Annotated in this window: 13 protein-coding genes; 10 read left to right on the top strand and 3 right to left on the bottom strand. The window is 44.5% G+C overall.

Going from position 1 to position 15,255, the window contains the following annotated elements:
* Window positions 1-31 precede the first annotated feature (31 nt).
* Both hda and GTH32_RS17185 read right to left on the bottom strand, forming a co-directional pair.
* Entirely contained in the window at window positions 32-772 is a 741-nt protein-coding gene (gene hda / locus GTH32_RS17190) for a DnaA regulatory inactivator Hda (protein ID WP_163088068.1), read from the bottom strand.
* Between the two features lie 5 nt (window positions 773-777).
* Window positions 778-2,217: a DUF2066 domain-containing protein gene (locus GTH32_RS17185; RefSeq protein ID WP_163088066.1), complete on the bottom strand. Its 1,440-nt coding sequence runs from the start codon at window positions 2,215-2,217 to the stop codon at window positions 778-780.
* A gap of 226 nt (window positions 2,218-2,443) precedes the next feature.
* On the opposite strand from GTH32_RS17185, the gene purM reads away from it, so the two are divergent.
* From purM to fadE, 4 genes are all read left to right on the top strand, one after another.
* A complete protein-coding gene (gene purM, locus GTH32_RS17180; protein WP_163088064.1) occupies window positions 2,444-3,484 on the top strand; it encodes a phosphoribosylformylglycinamidine cyclo-ligase in 1,041 nt (346 codons plus the stop codon).
* Window positions 3,481-4,131: a phosphoribosylglycinamide formyltransferase gene (gene purN / locus GTH32_RS17175; protein ID WP_163088062.1), complete on the top strand. Its 651-nt coding sequence runs from the start codon at window positions 3,481-3,483 to the stop codon at window positions 4,129-4,131. Before purM ends, purN begins: the two co-directional genes overlap by 4 nt.
* On the top strand, window positions 4,091-4,834 hold the full coding sequence (locus GTH32_RS17170; protein ID WP_163088060.1) for a DUF3108 domain-containing protein: 744 nt from the start codon (window positions 4,091-4,093) through the stop codon (window positions 4,832-4,834). The genes purN and GTH32_RS17170 overlap by 41 nt, the downstream gene beginning before the upstream one ends.
* A gap of 287 nt (window positions 4,835-5,121) precedes the next feature.
* On the top strand, window positions 5,122-7,587 hold the full coding sequence (gene fadE, locus GTH32_RS17165) for an acyl-CoA dehydrogenase FadE (RefSeq protein ID WP_163088058.1): 2,466 nt from the start codon (window positions 5,122-5,124) through the stop codon (window positions 7,585-7,587).
* A 281-nt stretch (window positions 7,588-7,868) separates the two neighbouring features.
* On the opposite strand, the gene GTH32_RS17160 is transcribed toward fadE, so the two are convergent.
* Window positions 7,869-8,504 carry a response regulator transcription factor gene (locus tag GTH32_RS17160; RefSeq protein WP_163088056.1) on the bottom strand — a complete coding sequence of 212 codons (636 nt, stop codon included), beginning with the start codon at window positions 8,502-8,504 and terminating at the stop codon, window positions 7,869-7,871.
* Window positions 8,505-8,678: 174 nt separating this feature from the next.
* On the opposite strand from GTH32_RS17160, the gene cmoA reads away from it, so the two are divergent.
* The 6 genes from cmoA to GTH32_RS17130 all read left to right on the top strand — a co-directional run bounded on the left by cmoA (window position 8,679) and on the right by GTH32_RS17130 (window position 15,190).
* Complete coding sequence (gene cmoA / locus GTH32_RS17155) at window positions 8,679-9,407, top strand: carboxy-S-adenosyl-L-methionine synthase CmoA (protein ID WP_163088054.1); 729 nt, start codon at window positions 8,679-8,681, stop codon at window positions 9,405-9,407.
* A gap of 27 nt (window positions 9,408-9,434) precedes the next feature.
* Window positions 9,435-10,418: a tRNA 5-methoxyuridine(34)/uridine 5-oxyacetic acid(34) synthase CmoB gene (gene cmoB / locus GTH32_RS17150; protein ID WP_163088052.1), complete on the top strand. Its 984-nt coding sequence runs from the start codon at window positions 9,435-9,437 to the stop codon at window positions 10,416-10,418.
* Between the two features lie 96 nt (window positions 10,419-10,514).
* Complete coding sequence (locus GTH32_RS17145) at window positions 10,515-11,387, top strand: P-loop NTPase fold protein (protein ID WP_163088050.1); 873 nt, start codon at window positions 10,515-10,517, stop codon at window positions 11,385-11,387.
* The gene (locus GTH32_RS17140; RefSeq protein ID WP_163088048.1) at window positions 11,384-12,193 is read left to right on the top strand and encodes an HAD-IIB family hydrolase; all 810 of its coding nucleotides are present in this window, start codon (window positions 11,384-11,386) and stop codon (window positions 12,191-12,193) included. The genes GTH32_RS17145 and GTH32_RS17140 overlap by 4 nt, the downstream gene beginning before the upstream one ends.
* A gap of 12 nt (window positions 12,194-12,205) precedes the next feature.
* Entirely contained in the window at window positions 12,206-13,432 is a 1,227-nt protein-coding gene (locus GTH32_RS17135; protein WP_163088046.1) for a glycosyltransferase family protein, read from the top strand.
* 3 nt (window positions 13,433-13,435) lie between these two features.
* Entirely contained in the window at window positions 13,436-15,190 is a 1,755-nt protein-coding gene (locus GTH32_RS17130) for a sugar phosphorylase (RefSeq protein ID WP_163088044.1), read from the top strand.
* Window positions 15,191-15,255 lie beyond the last annotated feature (65 nt).

Genomic DNA, 15,255 nt, shown 5'->3' with positions numbered 1-15,255 from the left:
TTAAACAGAAATAGCTTTTCGTTAGGCATTGCTACAAGGAATCACCAAGCTCGCGTTTTACCATAGCCACGGAAAGCTTTTTTTGTTCCTGCAGTGAGCGCGTATCTAGGCGCGCTAATAACCCAAGTAAACTACGTAAGTCGCGCTCACTATGATGCAGCAGAAACTGCAATGCTTGCTCGGATAGCTTTAGCCCCCGCTGTTTCGCACGTAAACGCACCACTTCCTTTCGCGCAGCATCGTCTAGCGGGTGCAGGTGGTAAATTACCCCCCACGCGAGACGAGAGCGTAAGTCGGGTAAGGTAAAGCCTTCGTGACTCGGCCCTACCTGTGAACTGCCAACAATCAATGCGTTGGGGTTTTCGATAACGCGATTAAACAAATCAAATAGGGCCTCTTCCCACATCGGCTTTCCCGCTACCGCGTGTATATTATCTAAACAGATAAGGGAAAGATTTTCTAACCCATCAAAGATATCGAAAGACCACTGCGCACAATTCGCTAAATTAAGGTAAAGATGACTTACCTGCTTTTTCTCTAGCCGGTGACAAAGAGAATAAAGTAAATGGCTTTTCCCCGTACCACTTGCGCCAAGTAGCGTCACCAACGGGAGATGAAGAGACGCTAAGTTGCTAAGGGAGTTAGCCTCTCTCCATGAGGGCATTGTATTGGCAATAACGTTTAGCAGCGCTACAACTTCTTGATTTCCTGTATCGACAATACTGTCAAAGGTTTCATCGACGGGCAACGTTACAGGTAAAGGCAATTGCATAGCGTTTATGAGGCATCGCTCCAATAAAAGGTATAACTTTGTACTGCTTGCCCATATGCATCAGTCACCGGGCGTAACCGAGACTCAAGCTGTACCGTATTTAATAAATCCTGCGCGGTACCTAACAAGGTAACTGAAAAGGTAGCCACTGACCCTTGCTGTTTAACTAACGCGGCGCGCTCTACCACACTTAAACTATTTAAGTACGATGTTGCATTAGCATAGCTGGTTATCGAGTCGATGTTTGCTATTGATACATCGATAGTAACGCGTTCGGCATCAGATTGGCCCGGAATAATGGCGTACTGCGATGACAGGTAATTCGCATAGGCATTTACTAGTTTTTCACTAAGTTGATTAGGATCATCTGCAAAAATACTGCCGTAAGTAATCTGTCCGCCGCCGACAAACACCCAATCCAGTGCATAGGCACCGTTGTCTGCGCGCTGGGCGTGCTGAGTAAACTCATCCATAGTAAAAGGCGCAACATTCGAACCGCCGGTGCGGCCACTTAAAACTTCGCCATTAGTTGCTACACCGTTGTCCCTCGCCCCGTCTTGATCAAAGGTGTTTTCCATCTCTTTATCGATGCGATTGAATTGCATGCTTTTTGAATGGCTAGCGCTGCTTGGTTGCGTAGCGCCAGAGGCTGCTTTGTCTTCCGCCAATCTTGCCTTCTCGCCAGGAACAGCACTTACCGAGTCTGCCTTATTCTCGTACAGCCTAGCCCCAATAACATTGTCTACTGAGTAGCGCGACGACGCGTTAGTAAGTGGCTGTATAAACCGCCCCCATACATCGTAGATGGAAATAGTGGCACTGTCGGTTAAGTCCATTAAGGGCAAACTTAATGGTAGGCCCCGTTGTTTCGCCTTATTGCGCAAAACTTCATGCAGAGGATGGGCGGCGCTTTCATCTAATATACTGCGTTCGCCTGTCTCGTCTTCAATGGCTAACCAGAGAATAGTTTCAGGCCGCCTTTCGCCCCACAGAGGCAAACTCTCTCGTTGCAAAAGGTCATTAAGCTTGGGTTTATCAAACTCTGCCACATAAAAAATAGTGGCCCCTTCATACGCGTAGCGATAGGAACGAAGGTAGGCTTGAGGCGTTCGCATAGCAGCGCTTACGCCGGGGTTATCTAACACCTCTCTATTCCCCGACATTTTAACCATCACCCGTTCAAACGCGGCTTTAACCGCTTTATCTTGTGACCTTTGACTTTGATCTGCAACAGGAATTTGGGACACATTGGTTTCTATTACTTGGGTAGCCTGAAGGTTAAAAGAAGTTAAAAGACTTCCCGTAAGTAATATTGCTCGTAGTGGAGAGCCAATAGACTTACCACAGAAATGACGCCCTGACAGTTCCTTAATAAAAGAAATCAACTTCTTCGATACTCCCTTTGCATTGTAAAGCCACAGATTAATAGTGCTATTCTCTTTCATCTGCCGGCATTTTTCATCAATAATTTCGCTTTCATTTTGGTGGCTGATTCAAAGCCCCAATCTCGTTACGTATTTCCCCCCTATTAAGACGTTTTTAACCATCACTTTGTAGGTTTGTTTATTTTATTTAGGTAAATAAGCTGGTTTACCACGTTTGAAAATTGGACATGTGGCGACATGCTGGTAGAATCCGCGGTTTTCTACCTCTTAGTTCCAGGGCGCAAACGTGAGCGAAAATAAAACCTCTCTTAGTTACAAAGATGCTGGTGTTGATATCGATGCAGGAAATCAACTTGTCGAACGCATAAAATCAGTTACCAAAAAGACACATCGTCCCGAGGTAAAAGGAAACTTAGGGGGCTTTGGCGCGTTATGTGAATTGCCAACAAAATATAAAAAGCCCTTACTTGTTTCTGGCACCGATGGGGTCGGTACTAAGTTGCGTGTTGCAATGGACGCAGGTCGTCATGATGGTGTAGGAATCGATTTAGTGGCCATGTGCGTGAACGACTTGATAGTGCAAGGTGCTGAACCGCTATTTTTCTTAGACTATTACGCAACGGGTAAACTTGATGTTGACGTGGCAGCCTCAGTTGTCACCGGTATAGGAACGGGTTGTGAGCAGTCTGGCTGTGCACTTATTGGCGGGGAAACCGCTGAAATGCCTGGCATGTATCACGACGGCGACTACGACATAGCCGGCTTCTGCGTAGGTGTTGTTGAAGCCGACAAAGTTATTGATGGGACGCAAGTGAAGCCGGGGCAAAAACTCATTGCTTTAGGCTCTTCAGGTCCTCACTCCAACGGTTATTCGCTTATCCGTAAAATTCTTGAGGTCAGCGAAGCGGATGTTAATCAAGACCTAAACGGTAAACCCCTTATTGACCACCTTCTCGAACCTACCAAAATTTATGTGAAATCTGTATTAGCACTACTTGAAGAGGTTAACGTTAGTGCTATTTCTCATATAACCGGCGGCGGTTTTTGGGAAAATATTCCTCGCGTACTCCCAGAAGACGCCAAAGTCGTTATAAATGAAAACAGCTGGCAGTGGCCCACTGTGTTTTCATGGCTGCAAGAAAACGGCAACGTTACCCGTCACGAAATGTACAGAACCTTTAACTGCGGCGTAGGCTTAGTTATTGTGGTGGACGAAAGCGATGTTGATGCGGCTCTCACTCTACTCAACAATCATGGCGAAAATGCGTGGTTAATTGGTGATATCGAAGCGAAAGACGGCAGCCAACAAGTAGAGATTAACGCGTGAGCAGCTCGGTAACTAAATTGTGTGTGCTTATTTCAGGTAACGGCAGCAATTTACAAGCTATTATTGATGAAATAGAAGCCGAACGGTTACCTGCAAAAATTGTAGGTGTTATTAGCAACCGACCTAACGCTTTTGGTCTTGAGCGCGCCAAAAATGCTGGTATTCCAGCGATTTGCCTTGACCATACTCGCTATGAAGATAGGGTTGATTATGACGCGGCATTGCAAGGTGCAATTGAAGAATTACAGCCCGATGTAATAGTACTGGCTGGTTTCATGCGCATACTTACACCCGAGTTTGTGAATGCCTTTACAGGAAAATTACTGAACATTCATCCTTCTTTATTGCCTAAGTACAAAGGGTTGAACACACATCAGCGTGCTATCGACAACGGCGACAAAGAACACGGTGTTAGTGTACACTTTGTCACGCCTGAATTAGATGGCGGCCCGGTTATAATACAAAGCCGAGTGCCCGTGTTTGAAGGTGACAGTGCGGTAGAGCTTGCTGAACGTGTTCAAGAACAGGAACGTCGCCTGTACCCGCTGGTGCTTTCGTGGTTCAGTGCAGGGCGACTAACAATGCGGAATAATAGGGCAATTCTTGATGAACAAGAGCTTCCAGAATCGGGTTATGCGAGCGAGTAAATTATTTGTTGCTGCTACGTTTGTGTGGGCGGCAACCGGCAGTGTGTTTGCGGCGGATGAACAGTCCAGTGGTACTAGCATTACTCCTTATGAAGCCGTGTATAGTGCGTTTAAATGGGGCAGTGAGGTTGGCGAAGCCCGTATTAAATTAGAAGAGATCAGTGATAACCAGTACTCTTTGACCTACGGCTCAAAAGTATCTAAATTTTTTCTTTCTGATAAGCGCCACGAGCATTCGATCTTCAAAGTAGCCGATGGTCAGTTGATACCGCAGGAGTACCACTACTCGCGCACAGGTACCGGGCCAGATAAACAACTTGACGTTATCTTTAACGAAGAGAACGGCAAAATTATGGTGGCTGAAGGTGAGACTTTCGACTTTGCGGGCCAGTATGATAATCAAATTTATCGTATTGACCTTGCTAAGCGCTTAGCGGATGGCGAAACACATATTGATTATCAGTTTATCAATTATCGTGGTGAACTTCGTGAGTATGGGGTTGAAGTGTTGGAACGTGAAGCGCTAACCTTGCCGTTTGGGCAGTTAAATACCATTAAAGTGAAACTTATCCGCGACTCAAAAACCCGCGAAACATTTGCATGGTTTGCACCAAACTTAGACTATGCGCTTGTTAGACTGCAGCAATTTAAAGACGGCGACGAACAAGGCGATATCAAACTTAAATCGTTTCAACTTTTATAACGCCTAAACTAGATTAGTTCATAGTATATAAAAGAGCAGCATTCGCTGCTCTTTTTTTATTTAGAGGAGTGACGCCCTTCCGTTTATCCCCTGCCTCACTGAAATCATATCACTACTATCACGGGAAATAATGCAAACTTCATGTAAAAATCTTGATCTTTGCGTCATTAAGGAATAGTTTTACACCATGCTGGTCAGACCTCAAAATCGACAAAATAGCTATCGGCTTTTTTGTTGAGCTATAAAGCTAACCAGTGTTTTGTTTAACGCCTTTTCAGGAGTGAAGTATGGCAGAGTTTATATGGTTTTTGCTGGTCGTATTAACCCTAGCGGTTGCGAGTTACCAGCGTACCACCCTAGTTACTGCGGTTTCTATGGGTGCAGGTGTGATGATATTAGGCACACTGTTTGGCGACATCGGCTTGTTTGGCTGGGTAATTTACTTAGCACTTACCCTCCCCTTTACCTTATCCAACGTTCGACAGTCTTACATTACCAAAAAGCTACTGTCGTTCTATCGAAAGGTTATGCCCGAAATGTCGAGCACAGAACAAGAAGCCATAGACGCGGGTACTGTATGGTGGGACGGCGATATTTTCAGTGGCAAACCTGACTGGGATAAACTTCATCGCATACAAAAAGGGCGCCTAACGCCGGAAGAACAAGCGTTTCTAGACGGACCCGTAGATCAAGTATGTTCAATGGTAGACGAGTGGCAAATAAACCATAAAGACGCTGATTTGCCGCCAGAAGTCTGGGATTACCTTAAAGAACATAAGTTCTTCGCCATGATCATCAAAAAAGAATATGGTGGCTTGGCATTTTCTGCTTACGCACAGTCGCGTGTGCTACAAAAGTTAGCTGGAGTGAGCGCTGTACTTTCAAGTACCGTGGGCGTACCTAATTCATTAGGCCCGGGCGAACTATTACAGCACTATGGAACCAAAGAACAACAAGATCATTACTTACCTCGTCTTGCCGCAGGTGAAGAAGTACCTTGTTTTGCATTAACCGGCCCGGAAGCAGGCTCTGATGCTGGTGCTATTCCAGACGTGGGTATAGTGTGTAAAGGTGACTGGAATGGCGAAGAAGTGTTAGGTATGCGCCTTACCTTCAACAAACGCTACATTACGCTGGCCCCTGTAGCCACTGTTATTGGCTTAGCATTTAAACTGCAAGATCCAGACGGTCTACTTAGCGAGAATAAAGATCCAGGTATCACCTGTGCGCTTATTCCAAGAGATACAAAAGGCTTAGAAATAGGCCGCCGTCATCTACCATTAAACACGCCGTTCCAAAACGGTCCAATTCGTGGCAACGATATTTTCGTTCCTATTGATTACATTATTGGCGGCCCATCGATGGCAGGCAAAGGCTGGCGCATGCTGGTTGAATGTTTGTCTGTAGGACGATGTATCACCCTTCCCTCGTCAGCCGCTGGCGGCGCTAAATCAGTGGCGTTAGCAACAGGCGCGTATGCACGTATTCGTCGCCAATTCCGTATGCCAGTAGGACAGATGGAAGGCGTAGAGGAAATGCTCGCACGCATTGGCGGTAACGCTTATCTGATGGATGGTGTCACACGCTTCTCCACTGTGGGTGTAGATTTGGGTGAAAAACCCTCGGTTATTTCAGCCATATGTAAATATCACCTAACCGAAAAAATGCGTCAGGTTATTAATGATGCAATGGACGTTCATGGTGGTAAAGGCGTTATGCTTGGGCCAAACAACTATTTAGGCCGCGGCTACCAAGGCGTACCGGTGTCTATTACGGTAGAAGGTGCAAATATCCTTACCCGAAATATGATGATTTTCGGACAAGGAGCTATGCGCTGTCATCCCTACGTACTGCAAGAGATTCAAGCCGCTTCCATAGAAGATAAAAACGAGGCGCTAGCTGCGTTTGATAAAGCGGTATTCGGCCATATTGGCTTTGCTATTGCTAACACTGTAAGAAGTATCTGGTTCTCGTTATCTAATGGTGCGTTTAGTAGTGCGCCGTTCACAGACGAAACCGCTCGCTATTACAAACTATTACAGGGCTATAGCGCTAACTTAGCATTGTTGACCGATGTTTCTATGGGCGTGCTTGGTGGTGACCTAAAACGTCGTGAACGTCTTTCTGCGCGTCTAGGCGACATATTAAGTGGCCTTTATATGGGCAGCACTACATTGAAGCGTTTTGACGAAGATGGCCGCCTAAAAGAAGACTTACCTTTGCTTCATTGGGCAATGCAAAATACCTTACATGATATCGAAACCGCCATTGATGACTTCCTTGCGAACTTCCCTAATAGGGCTATTGCAGGGGTAATGCGCGTACTGGTAATGCCTTTTGGCCGCCGTGTTGGGAAGCCCTCTGATAAAACGGAACATGCAATTGCCAAAATGCTGCAAACCCCGAGCTCTGCACGTAGTCGCTTAGGCTACGGTCAATACCTTACCCGTGAGGAAGGTAATTTGTTCGGCGATTTAGAGCAAACCCTTGACGATGTGCTAGCTGCAGAACCTATTTTTGAGCGTATTTGTAAGCATAAAAAGGCTAAACTTCCTTTCACTCGTTTAGATGTACTCGCTGATGAAGCATTAGCAGAGGATGTAATTGATAGCGAGGAAGCTGAATTGCTACGTAAAGCAGAAGCAGGCCGCTTACGTACAATTAACGTAGATGACTTTGACCATGAAGAGTTAGTTGCGAAAATTAACTCTCAAACAGAGTCAAAGAAAAAGAACGACGGCAAGGCGGCTTAATAGCACTAGGCTAACCTTACCTCAGTGCTAGGTTAGCCTACGCAAAAGCCTCTGCACCAAACGTTGTTCGCTAACGTTCAAACAAAAAAGCCGTAATAGCTGACTATTACGGCTTTTTTATTGGCCAAAGAAATCGATGCGCACTGGCTGTTACAGACATACAGCGGTGAGCCCTTATATTATTGCGTAGAAATAAGAAGCCTTGTTCCTATTTCACAAAGCAAAAAAAACGCTTGTTATAACAAGTATAACAAGCGCTTTTCGACATTGTTGAACCTGCTTTAGTTAAGCTGCAACTTGTCCATAAGTAATACCGCTTGCGTACGGGTATTAATTTCAAGTTTACGCAGGATAGCGCTGATATGCGCCTTGATTGTGGCTTCCGTAACATTCATCTCATGCGCAATCTGCTTATTCATAAGGCCTGCACGTAAAAATGACAACACTTGAATTTGTTTAGGTGTAAGTTCACGAAAACGTTGCAATAAAAGCTTTAGCTCATCATCAACGGTTTCAAGTTCGGCTTCCATCCCTTCCGGCAACCATTTTTTTCCGCCAATCATATCCATGATGGCTTGCGCAATTTCGCGGGTGGGCGTGACTTTAGGAATAAAACCTTGTGCGCCCAAAATCATAACTTGTGCAACAACTTCTACCGAATCGCTTCCCGACACAACACCGATAGGAATATCTGGGTATTGTTCACGCAGTGAAATAATGCCATTGAAATATTCACCGCCAGGCATGTTTAGGTCGAGTAAAACCAAGTCTACCGAATCGAATTGGTTTAGCTTGTCTAATGCATCATCAAGACTTCCCGCCTCAATAATTTGAGCGTTTTGGAAATAGGGTTCTAATGCGCCGCTTAATGCTTCGCGAAATAATGGATGATCGTCTGCTACAAGAATTCTTGTCATTGGTGTTATTGCTTCCTTGTGGTCTATCGTCCCTAGGGTAATACGTTAATAATACTACGAAAACCCCTAACTACCAAAAAAACAGCTTTATTATAATTTTTAGCGTTTTTCATTGGCATTTTTTTCACTGAAGGTAAAATTAGCGCCCAATAATTGCCAATGAGAGTAAATACTGTGCAAAAACAAGACAACTTGTACGCTAACCCATTGAAAAAAGTAGCCGACTTCAAGTTTGATGAATCAGTGGTAGACGTGTTTCCAGACATGATTCAGCGCTCTGTACCGGGTTATGAAACCATTGTGCATACTATTGGCGAATTAGCTAAATCTGCGGTAACACCAGCGTCAAACGTATACGACCTTGGATGCTCGCTTGGCGCCGCAAGCTTGTCGGTGGCGCGGGCAACCCAAAATGTGAATTGCAAAATTATCGGTCTAGATACCTCTTTAGCAATGGTGGAAAGGTGTCGGCGTACCGTGCAAGGGTTTAATCTACCTAACCCCATAGACATCCACCAACAAAGTGCTCAAGACGCCAGCATTGACAATGCATCTATGGTGATAATGAACTTCACCTTGCAGTTCATTCCTCCTGAAGATAGAAAAGCGCTACTAAAAAAAATCTATGAAGGGCTAAACCCCGGGGGAATTTTTATTCTTTCGGAAAAAATAAAACACCCTACCCTTGCTGGTAACGAGTTACTTATAGATCTTCACCACCAATTTAAACGCGATAATGGTTACAGTGAGCTTGAGGTGAGTCAAAAGCGGGCCTCATTGGAGAAAGTTATGCTCACCGATACATTTGCAGAGCATGAACGCCGCCTATTAGATGTAGGCTTTAGTGACGTGGTGATGTGGTTTAAGTGCTACAATTTCACCTCATTAGTTGCAATTAAATAACCCCTCTATACCTGATGGAACAAATGAATGAGTAAACCCGAAGCAACATGGTTTAACGACTGTTATAAATCCCTTTTAGATACGCCTTTGCAACACTGGTTACAAACGCTTCCGGGGCAGCTAAACACGTGGCAAACTAGCGCAAAGCATGGTGAATTTGATAAATGGTGTCGCTTGCTCGCGAAGCTTCCTAACACCACGCCCTCTAGGCTCGATCTAAAAGACAGTGTTTCTGTGGGCTGCTTAGAAGATATTGACACCTATACACAAAAGAAAATAACCGGGTTACTGCAACAGTTTATGCCATGGAGAAAAGGGCCTTTTCACATTCATGATATTCATGTTGATACTGAATGGCGATCTGACTGGAAATGGGATCGGGTGGCGCCACATATTTCTAATTTAAAAGACCGGACGGTTCTTGATGTTGGCTGTGGTAGCGGCTATCACATGTGGCGAATGCTAGGGCATGGCGCATCTCGGGTAATGGGTATCGACCCTACACAATTGTTTCTCATTCAATTTCAGGCCATCAAGCATTTTATTCCCAACGATAGAATTCACTTTTTACCCTTAGGCATCGAAGAAATGCAGCCGTTAAATGCGTTTGACACTGTATTTTCAATGGGTGTCTTGTATCACCGTAAAGATCCCATGCAGTTTTTAACCCAGTTGAAGCATCAACTCCGTAAAGGCGGTGAACTGGTATTAGAAACGTTAGTGGTAGATGGTGATGAACAAACCGTACTGATGGCCGGCGAGCGCTATGCGCAAATGCGTAATGTGTGGTTCCTACCTAGTACCAAGGCATTATGTGTATGGCTAACCCGTTTGGGTTTTGAAAACCCTCGGGTTGTAGATGTTAATCACACAACCCTCGATGAACAGCGGGCCACACCTTGGATGGAAAGCCAGTCGTTGAAAGATTTTCTCGACCCTGAAGATATTACGCGCACTATTGAGGGGTATCCTGCACCACAAAGGGCCGTTATTGTGGCCACACGCAAATAAACGCCCCTACACCGAGCGAATTTATTGAACTTGGCATAAATGTTGTAACCTCAATCTTGGTAAACGTGCTTAATCCGCACCGATTGAGGTAACAACATGGACATACAACGCTTTTTAGACACCCAACAATTACCCCTTGCATACGCGGACACTGCACAAAAATGGTTCGAACCTCTCTGTGAACGCATCAAAACGCACCAAAAAAGTGCAGGTCAACCCTTCGTCGTCGGCATAAATGGCAGCCAAGGTTCAGGAAAATCCACCCTTACTGCATTTATCTCTGCATACCTTGAAAACGAGTATGATCTCAAGGTTGTAGCGCTTTCTATCGACGACTTTTATTTTGATAAATCGCACCGCAATAGTTTAGCAACTAAATTTCACCCTTTATTGGCCACCCGAGGCGTGCCTGGCACCCATGACATTCGTTTAGCGATGGCCACGATAAAAGGTTTAAAAAACAAAGGCGATGTTGCTATCCCGCGATTTAATAAAGCCACCGATAACCCTTTTCCAAAGGAACATTGGCCTCGCTGCGCTGCACCGGTTGATGTAATTATCTTAGAAGGTTGGTGCGTGGGTGTTCAACCTCAAGCAGTAAACTCTGTGCGCGAACCGATAAATTTGTTAGAAGAAAATCACGACTCACTTGGTATCTGGCGAAACTTCGTCAATACTGAGTTAGCCGGCGCTTATCAAGAATTGTTTGCACAGATCGATTACCAAGTAATGCTAAAAGCGCCCTCATTTGATTGCGTTTTTCACTGGCGTTTAGAACAAGAGGATAAATTACGCTCATCAACTCATGCCGATTCCAGTGGAATTATGAGCGAAACGCAAATAGCAACTTTCATACAACACTATCAACGTTTAACTGAACACGCATTGGCTACACTCCCTGCCACATGTGATACGGTATTTAGCTTAAATGAAGATAGAGTTATTACTTCACAGGACGTTACTCAATGACCAAAACGCTGGTTTTCACCGATATGGACGGCACGCTGTTAGACCACCATACTTACTCGTTTGAAGCAGCAAAACCTACGTTAACGACGTTAGCTCACAAAGGCATTCCCGTGATCCCCACGACCAGTAAAACCTTTGCTGAACTGCAACCTTTACGTGAAAAAATTGACTTATCAGGGCCATTTATTATTGAAAATGGTGCCGCTATTTACATTCCCCACGGCTTTTTTAAGCAAAAACCTACCGGCACTGTTTGGGTCGATGGTTATTGGTGTAAATCATTTATTTCCAATAAAAATTACTGGATTAAGTTACTGGAAAAAATTGCTAACGATTTTGTTGGCGAGTTTACACAGTTTTCGAAAATGAGTTTGCAAGATATTCAAGATGCAACTGGCCTTGATGAGTCATCGGCGGCGCTAGCGGCCAAGCGCCAGTTTGGCGAACCTGTATTGTGGAAAGGGGACGAGAACAAAAAGCGGGACTTTATTAAAGCCATACGTGATCGCGGTGCTTACCCCCTTGAAGGTGGTCGCTTTATTCACGTATCAGGCAATTGTGACAAAGGCCAAGCACTGCAGTGGTTGGCCAAGGAATACCAGAAACAAACAGAAACAGATGTGCGTACATTCGCGTTAGGCGATGGCAACAATGATGTTGCTATGCTTGAAGCCGCCGATGTCGCCATACGCATTCTTTCACCGGTAAACCCTCCGCCAGAAATACAAAAAGAAGAGGTATATACCAGCACCCTACCTGGCCCTAGAGGCTGGAACGAAATGCTTACTCAATTGCTTTGTCTATAATCAGGAGGACACATGGCTGATTTTTATCAAAATGGTGTGGTTACAACGTTACATAATTTATCTCAACGGCCTACAGAGGAACTAGAAGCAGAATTACTGCGTTTTTCACAAAAGCGCCCTATGGCACTTATATTACCCTCGTTATTTTCCGAACTAGAAGGCGAAGCGTTGCCTAATATCGTCAATGAACTTAAAGAGGTACCTTATTTATCCGAAATTGTTATTGGTTTAGATAGAGCAACGGAAGATCAATATAAACACGCGTTAGGATTTTTTGGCAAACTACCACAACATCACCGTATTCTGTGGAATGACGGCCCGCGTCTAAAGGCGCTTGATGAAGAGTTACAAGCGCAAGGCCTCGCGCCTAGAGAACTAGGAAAAGGGCGTAATGTGTGGTACTGCATGGGCTATGTGTTAGCCTCAAACCGTGCTGAATCGGTAGCACTGCATGACTGTGACATTGTCACCTATAACAAAGACTTACTTGCCAAACTAATTTACCCGGTTGCAAACCCGCTGTTTAACTATGAGTTTTGTAAAGGCTACTACGCCCGCGTTGCTAACGGTAAAATAAATGGCCGCGTTTCGCGCTTATTAGTAACCCCGCTGCTACGTGCATTAAAGCGCATTATGGGCGATAACGAATACTTAGAGTTTATGGATAGTTTTCGTTACCCGTTAGCCGGTGAGTTTTCGTTCCGCCGCGATGTACTAAATGATATTCGTATACCTAGCGACTGGGGCCTTGAGATTGGTGTTTTATCAGAAATGCATCGCAACTATTCTCACAACCGGTTATGCCAAGCAGACATCTGCGACATTTATGATCATAAGCACCAAGATCTATCACTAAATGATGATCAAGGCGGTTTATCTAAAATGTCTATCGATATAACTAAAGCTATTTTCCGCAAGTTAGCTACCCAAGGTTATACATTTAGTAATGAAATGTTCCGCTCTATTAAAGCCACCTACTTTAGAATTGCGTTAGATTTTATTGAAACTTACCACAACGATGCAGTCATGAATGGCCTAACGCTGGACATCCATAGTGAAGAAAAAGCGGTTGAAATGTTTGCAAGCAATATCATGAAAGCCGGTGATAACTTCTTAGCAAACCCAATGGAAACCCCTTTCATTCCTAGCTGGAACCGAGTGACCAGTGCTGTACCAGATATTCTAGAACGTTTGTTGGAGGCGGTAGAAGCCGACACTGCAGAATTTATGGAAAAATAAACTATGACTTGGAAACTTCTCCATGACAAAGTAAAACATCAATTAGACTTCATCTATGCAGATGTAGATTTACCCATGCCTACGGAAGAATTAGCCACCTCGCTAATTCAGACCATAGGCTTGGAGGCGAGCGATTTAGATAAACCGCCTACGCCGCATAGCAATTACTGGGATGAAGAAGACATTATAATGATCACCTATGGTGATAGTATAATTGAAGGTGACGAGCGCCCGCTCGTTACCCTCAATCGTTTTCTCCACCGCTATTGCAAAAACACCATTAATAAGGTGCATATTCTTCCCTTCTTTCCTTACAGTTCCGATGATGGCTTTTCGGTCATTGATTATTCGAGCGTAAATGAATCGCTAGGAAACTGGGATGATATTGAGGCTATTGCAAAAGACTATGGGCTAATGACCGACTTAGTAATTAATCACTGTTCAGCGAGAAGTGCGTGGTTCAGTAATTTTATTAAGGGTGAAGGGCCAGGCTCTGATTTCTTTTTTACCGCCGATCCTACTGACGATTTAAGTATGGTAACACGGCCTCGCATATCTCCATTATTACGAGAAACCGAGACCGCTAATGGTACTCAGTATGTATGGTGTACCTTCAGCCACGACCAAGTAGATTTTGATTTTAGAAATCCTAAGGTGCTGCTGGCTTTTATTGAAATCATCAAGCTTTACATAGATAAGGGGGCAAAACTGTTCCGTTTAGACGCGGTGGCGTTTTTATGGAAAATCGTGGGTACCAATTGTATCAATCTTGACCAAACCCATGAGGTTATTCGCTTAATTAGAACCTTAATTGAGCATGTAGACCCTTCTATCATCATAATTACCGAAACCAATATCCCTAATAGGGAAAACCTTACCTATTTCGGCAATGCTAACGAAGCGCATTCAATATACAATTTCTCGTTACCACCCCTATTGGTGAATACGCTGGTATCGGGGGATTGCAAATACCTTAAAAATTGGATGATGAGTATGCCTCCGGCGCAAAACGGTACTACATACTTTAACTTCATTGCCTCCCACGATGGCATCGGGCTTCGTCCTGCAGAAGGCTTATTGAGTGACGATGAAATTTCTGACTTCGTGCATACGATGCAGCATTTTGGTGGAAAAATTTCATGGCGCGCGTCGGAAGGCGGCCAACAAAAGCCCTACGAAATTAACATTACCTTATTTGATGCTCTGCAAGGTACGATAAAGGGGCCGGATAAGTGGCAAGTTGACCGGTTTATTTGTGCCCATGCAATTATGCTGGGTATGGAAGGGATCCCAGGTATTTATGTTCATAGCTTGTTAGGCACATCGAACGATTATGAAAAAGTGGCCAATACTGGGCAAAATCGCTCTATCAACCGCCGCCGATGGGATCTAAGCGAATTAGAGCCATTACTCGACTCACCCTATTCGCAGCATCATAAGGTGCTTACCCGCTTGTCGCAATTGATACGTGTACGTAAGGCGCAACCCGCCTTTCACCCTAACGCCACGCAATTCACCTTGCAACTAGGTAATCAGATTTTTGGCTACTGGCGACAAAGTCTAGACAGAAAACAAAGTATATTCTGTGTCAGTAATATAAGTGACGAAGAGCAAACTGTGCTCATGTCAGATATTAATCTTATCGGCACAGATAATTGGCTTGATTTGGTTTCGCGTCAGGAGATCTCACTTTCCAGTGCGTTCTTACAGTTAAAACCCTACCAGACCATGTGGCTGAGTAATCAAGACTTTGAATAACCTATAACCTTATTCAGTGTTTTGCTAAGTGTAAAAACAAGGGAAAGTGGCGTATGGCAGTACGC

The sequence above is a fragment of the Alteromonas profundi genome, from assembly GCF_010500865.1.
GTDB lineage: Bacteria > Pseudomonadota > Gammaproteobacteria > Enterobacterales > Alteromonadaceae > Alteromonas > Alteromonas profundi.
The sequence above is the reverse complement of the archived record's forward strand: the minus strand, read 5'-3'. Positions and strand labels throughout refer to the sequence as shown.

Bases quoted from the DNA above. Each gene is read 5' to 3' on its own strand.
- hda (WP_163088068.1), bottom strand. From the start codon at position 772: ATGCAATTGCCTTTACCTGTAACGTTGCCCGTCGATGAAACCTTTGAC.
- GTH32_RS17185 (WP_163088066.1), bottom strand. From the start codon at position 2,217: ATGAAAGAGAATAGCACTATTAATCTGTGGCTTTACAATGCAAAGGGA.
- GTH32_RS17170 (WP_163088060.1), top strand. From the start codon at position 4,091: ATGAACAAGAGCTTCCAGAATCGGGTTATGCGAGCGAGTAAATTATTT.
- fadE (WP_163088058.1), top strand. From the start codon at position 5,122: ATGGCAGAGTTTATATGGTTTTTGCTGGTCGTATTAACCCTAGCGGTT.
- GTH32_RS17160 (WP_163088056.1), bottom strand. From the start codon at position 8,504: ATGACAAGAATTCTTGTAGCAGACGATCATCCATTATTTCGCGAAGCA.
- cmoB (WP_163088052.1), top strand. From the start codon at position 9,435: ATGAGTAAACCCGAAGCAACATGGTTTAACGACTGTTATAAATCCCTT.
- GTH32_RS17145 (WP_163088050.1), top strand. From the start codon at position 10,515: ATGGACATACAACGCTTTTTAGACACCCAACAATTACCCCTTGCATAC.
- GTH32_RS17140 (WP_163088048.1), top strand. From the start codon at position 11,384: ATGACCAAAACGCTGGTTTTCACCGATATGGACGGCACGCTGTTAGAC.
- GTH32_RS17135 (WP_163088046.1), top strand. From the start codon at position 12,206: ATGGCTGATTTTTATCAAAATGGTGTGGTTACAACGTTACATAATTTA.
- GTH32_RS17130 (WP_163088044.1), top strand. From the start codon at position 13,436: ATGACTTGGAAACTTCTCCATGACAAAGTAAAACATCAATTAGACTTC.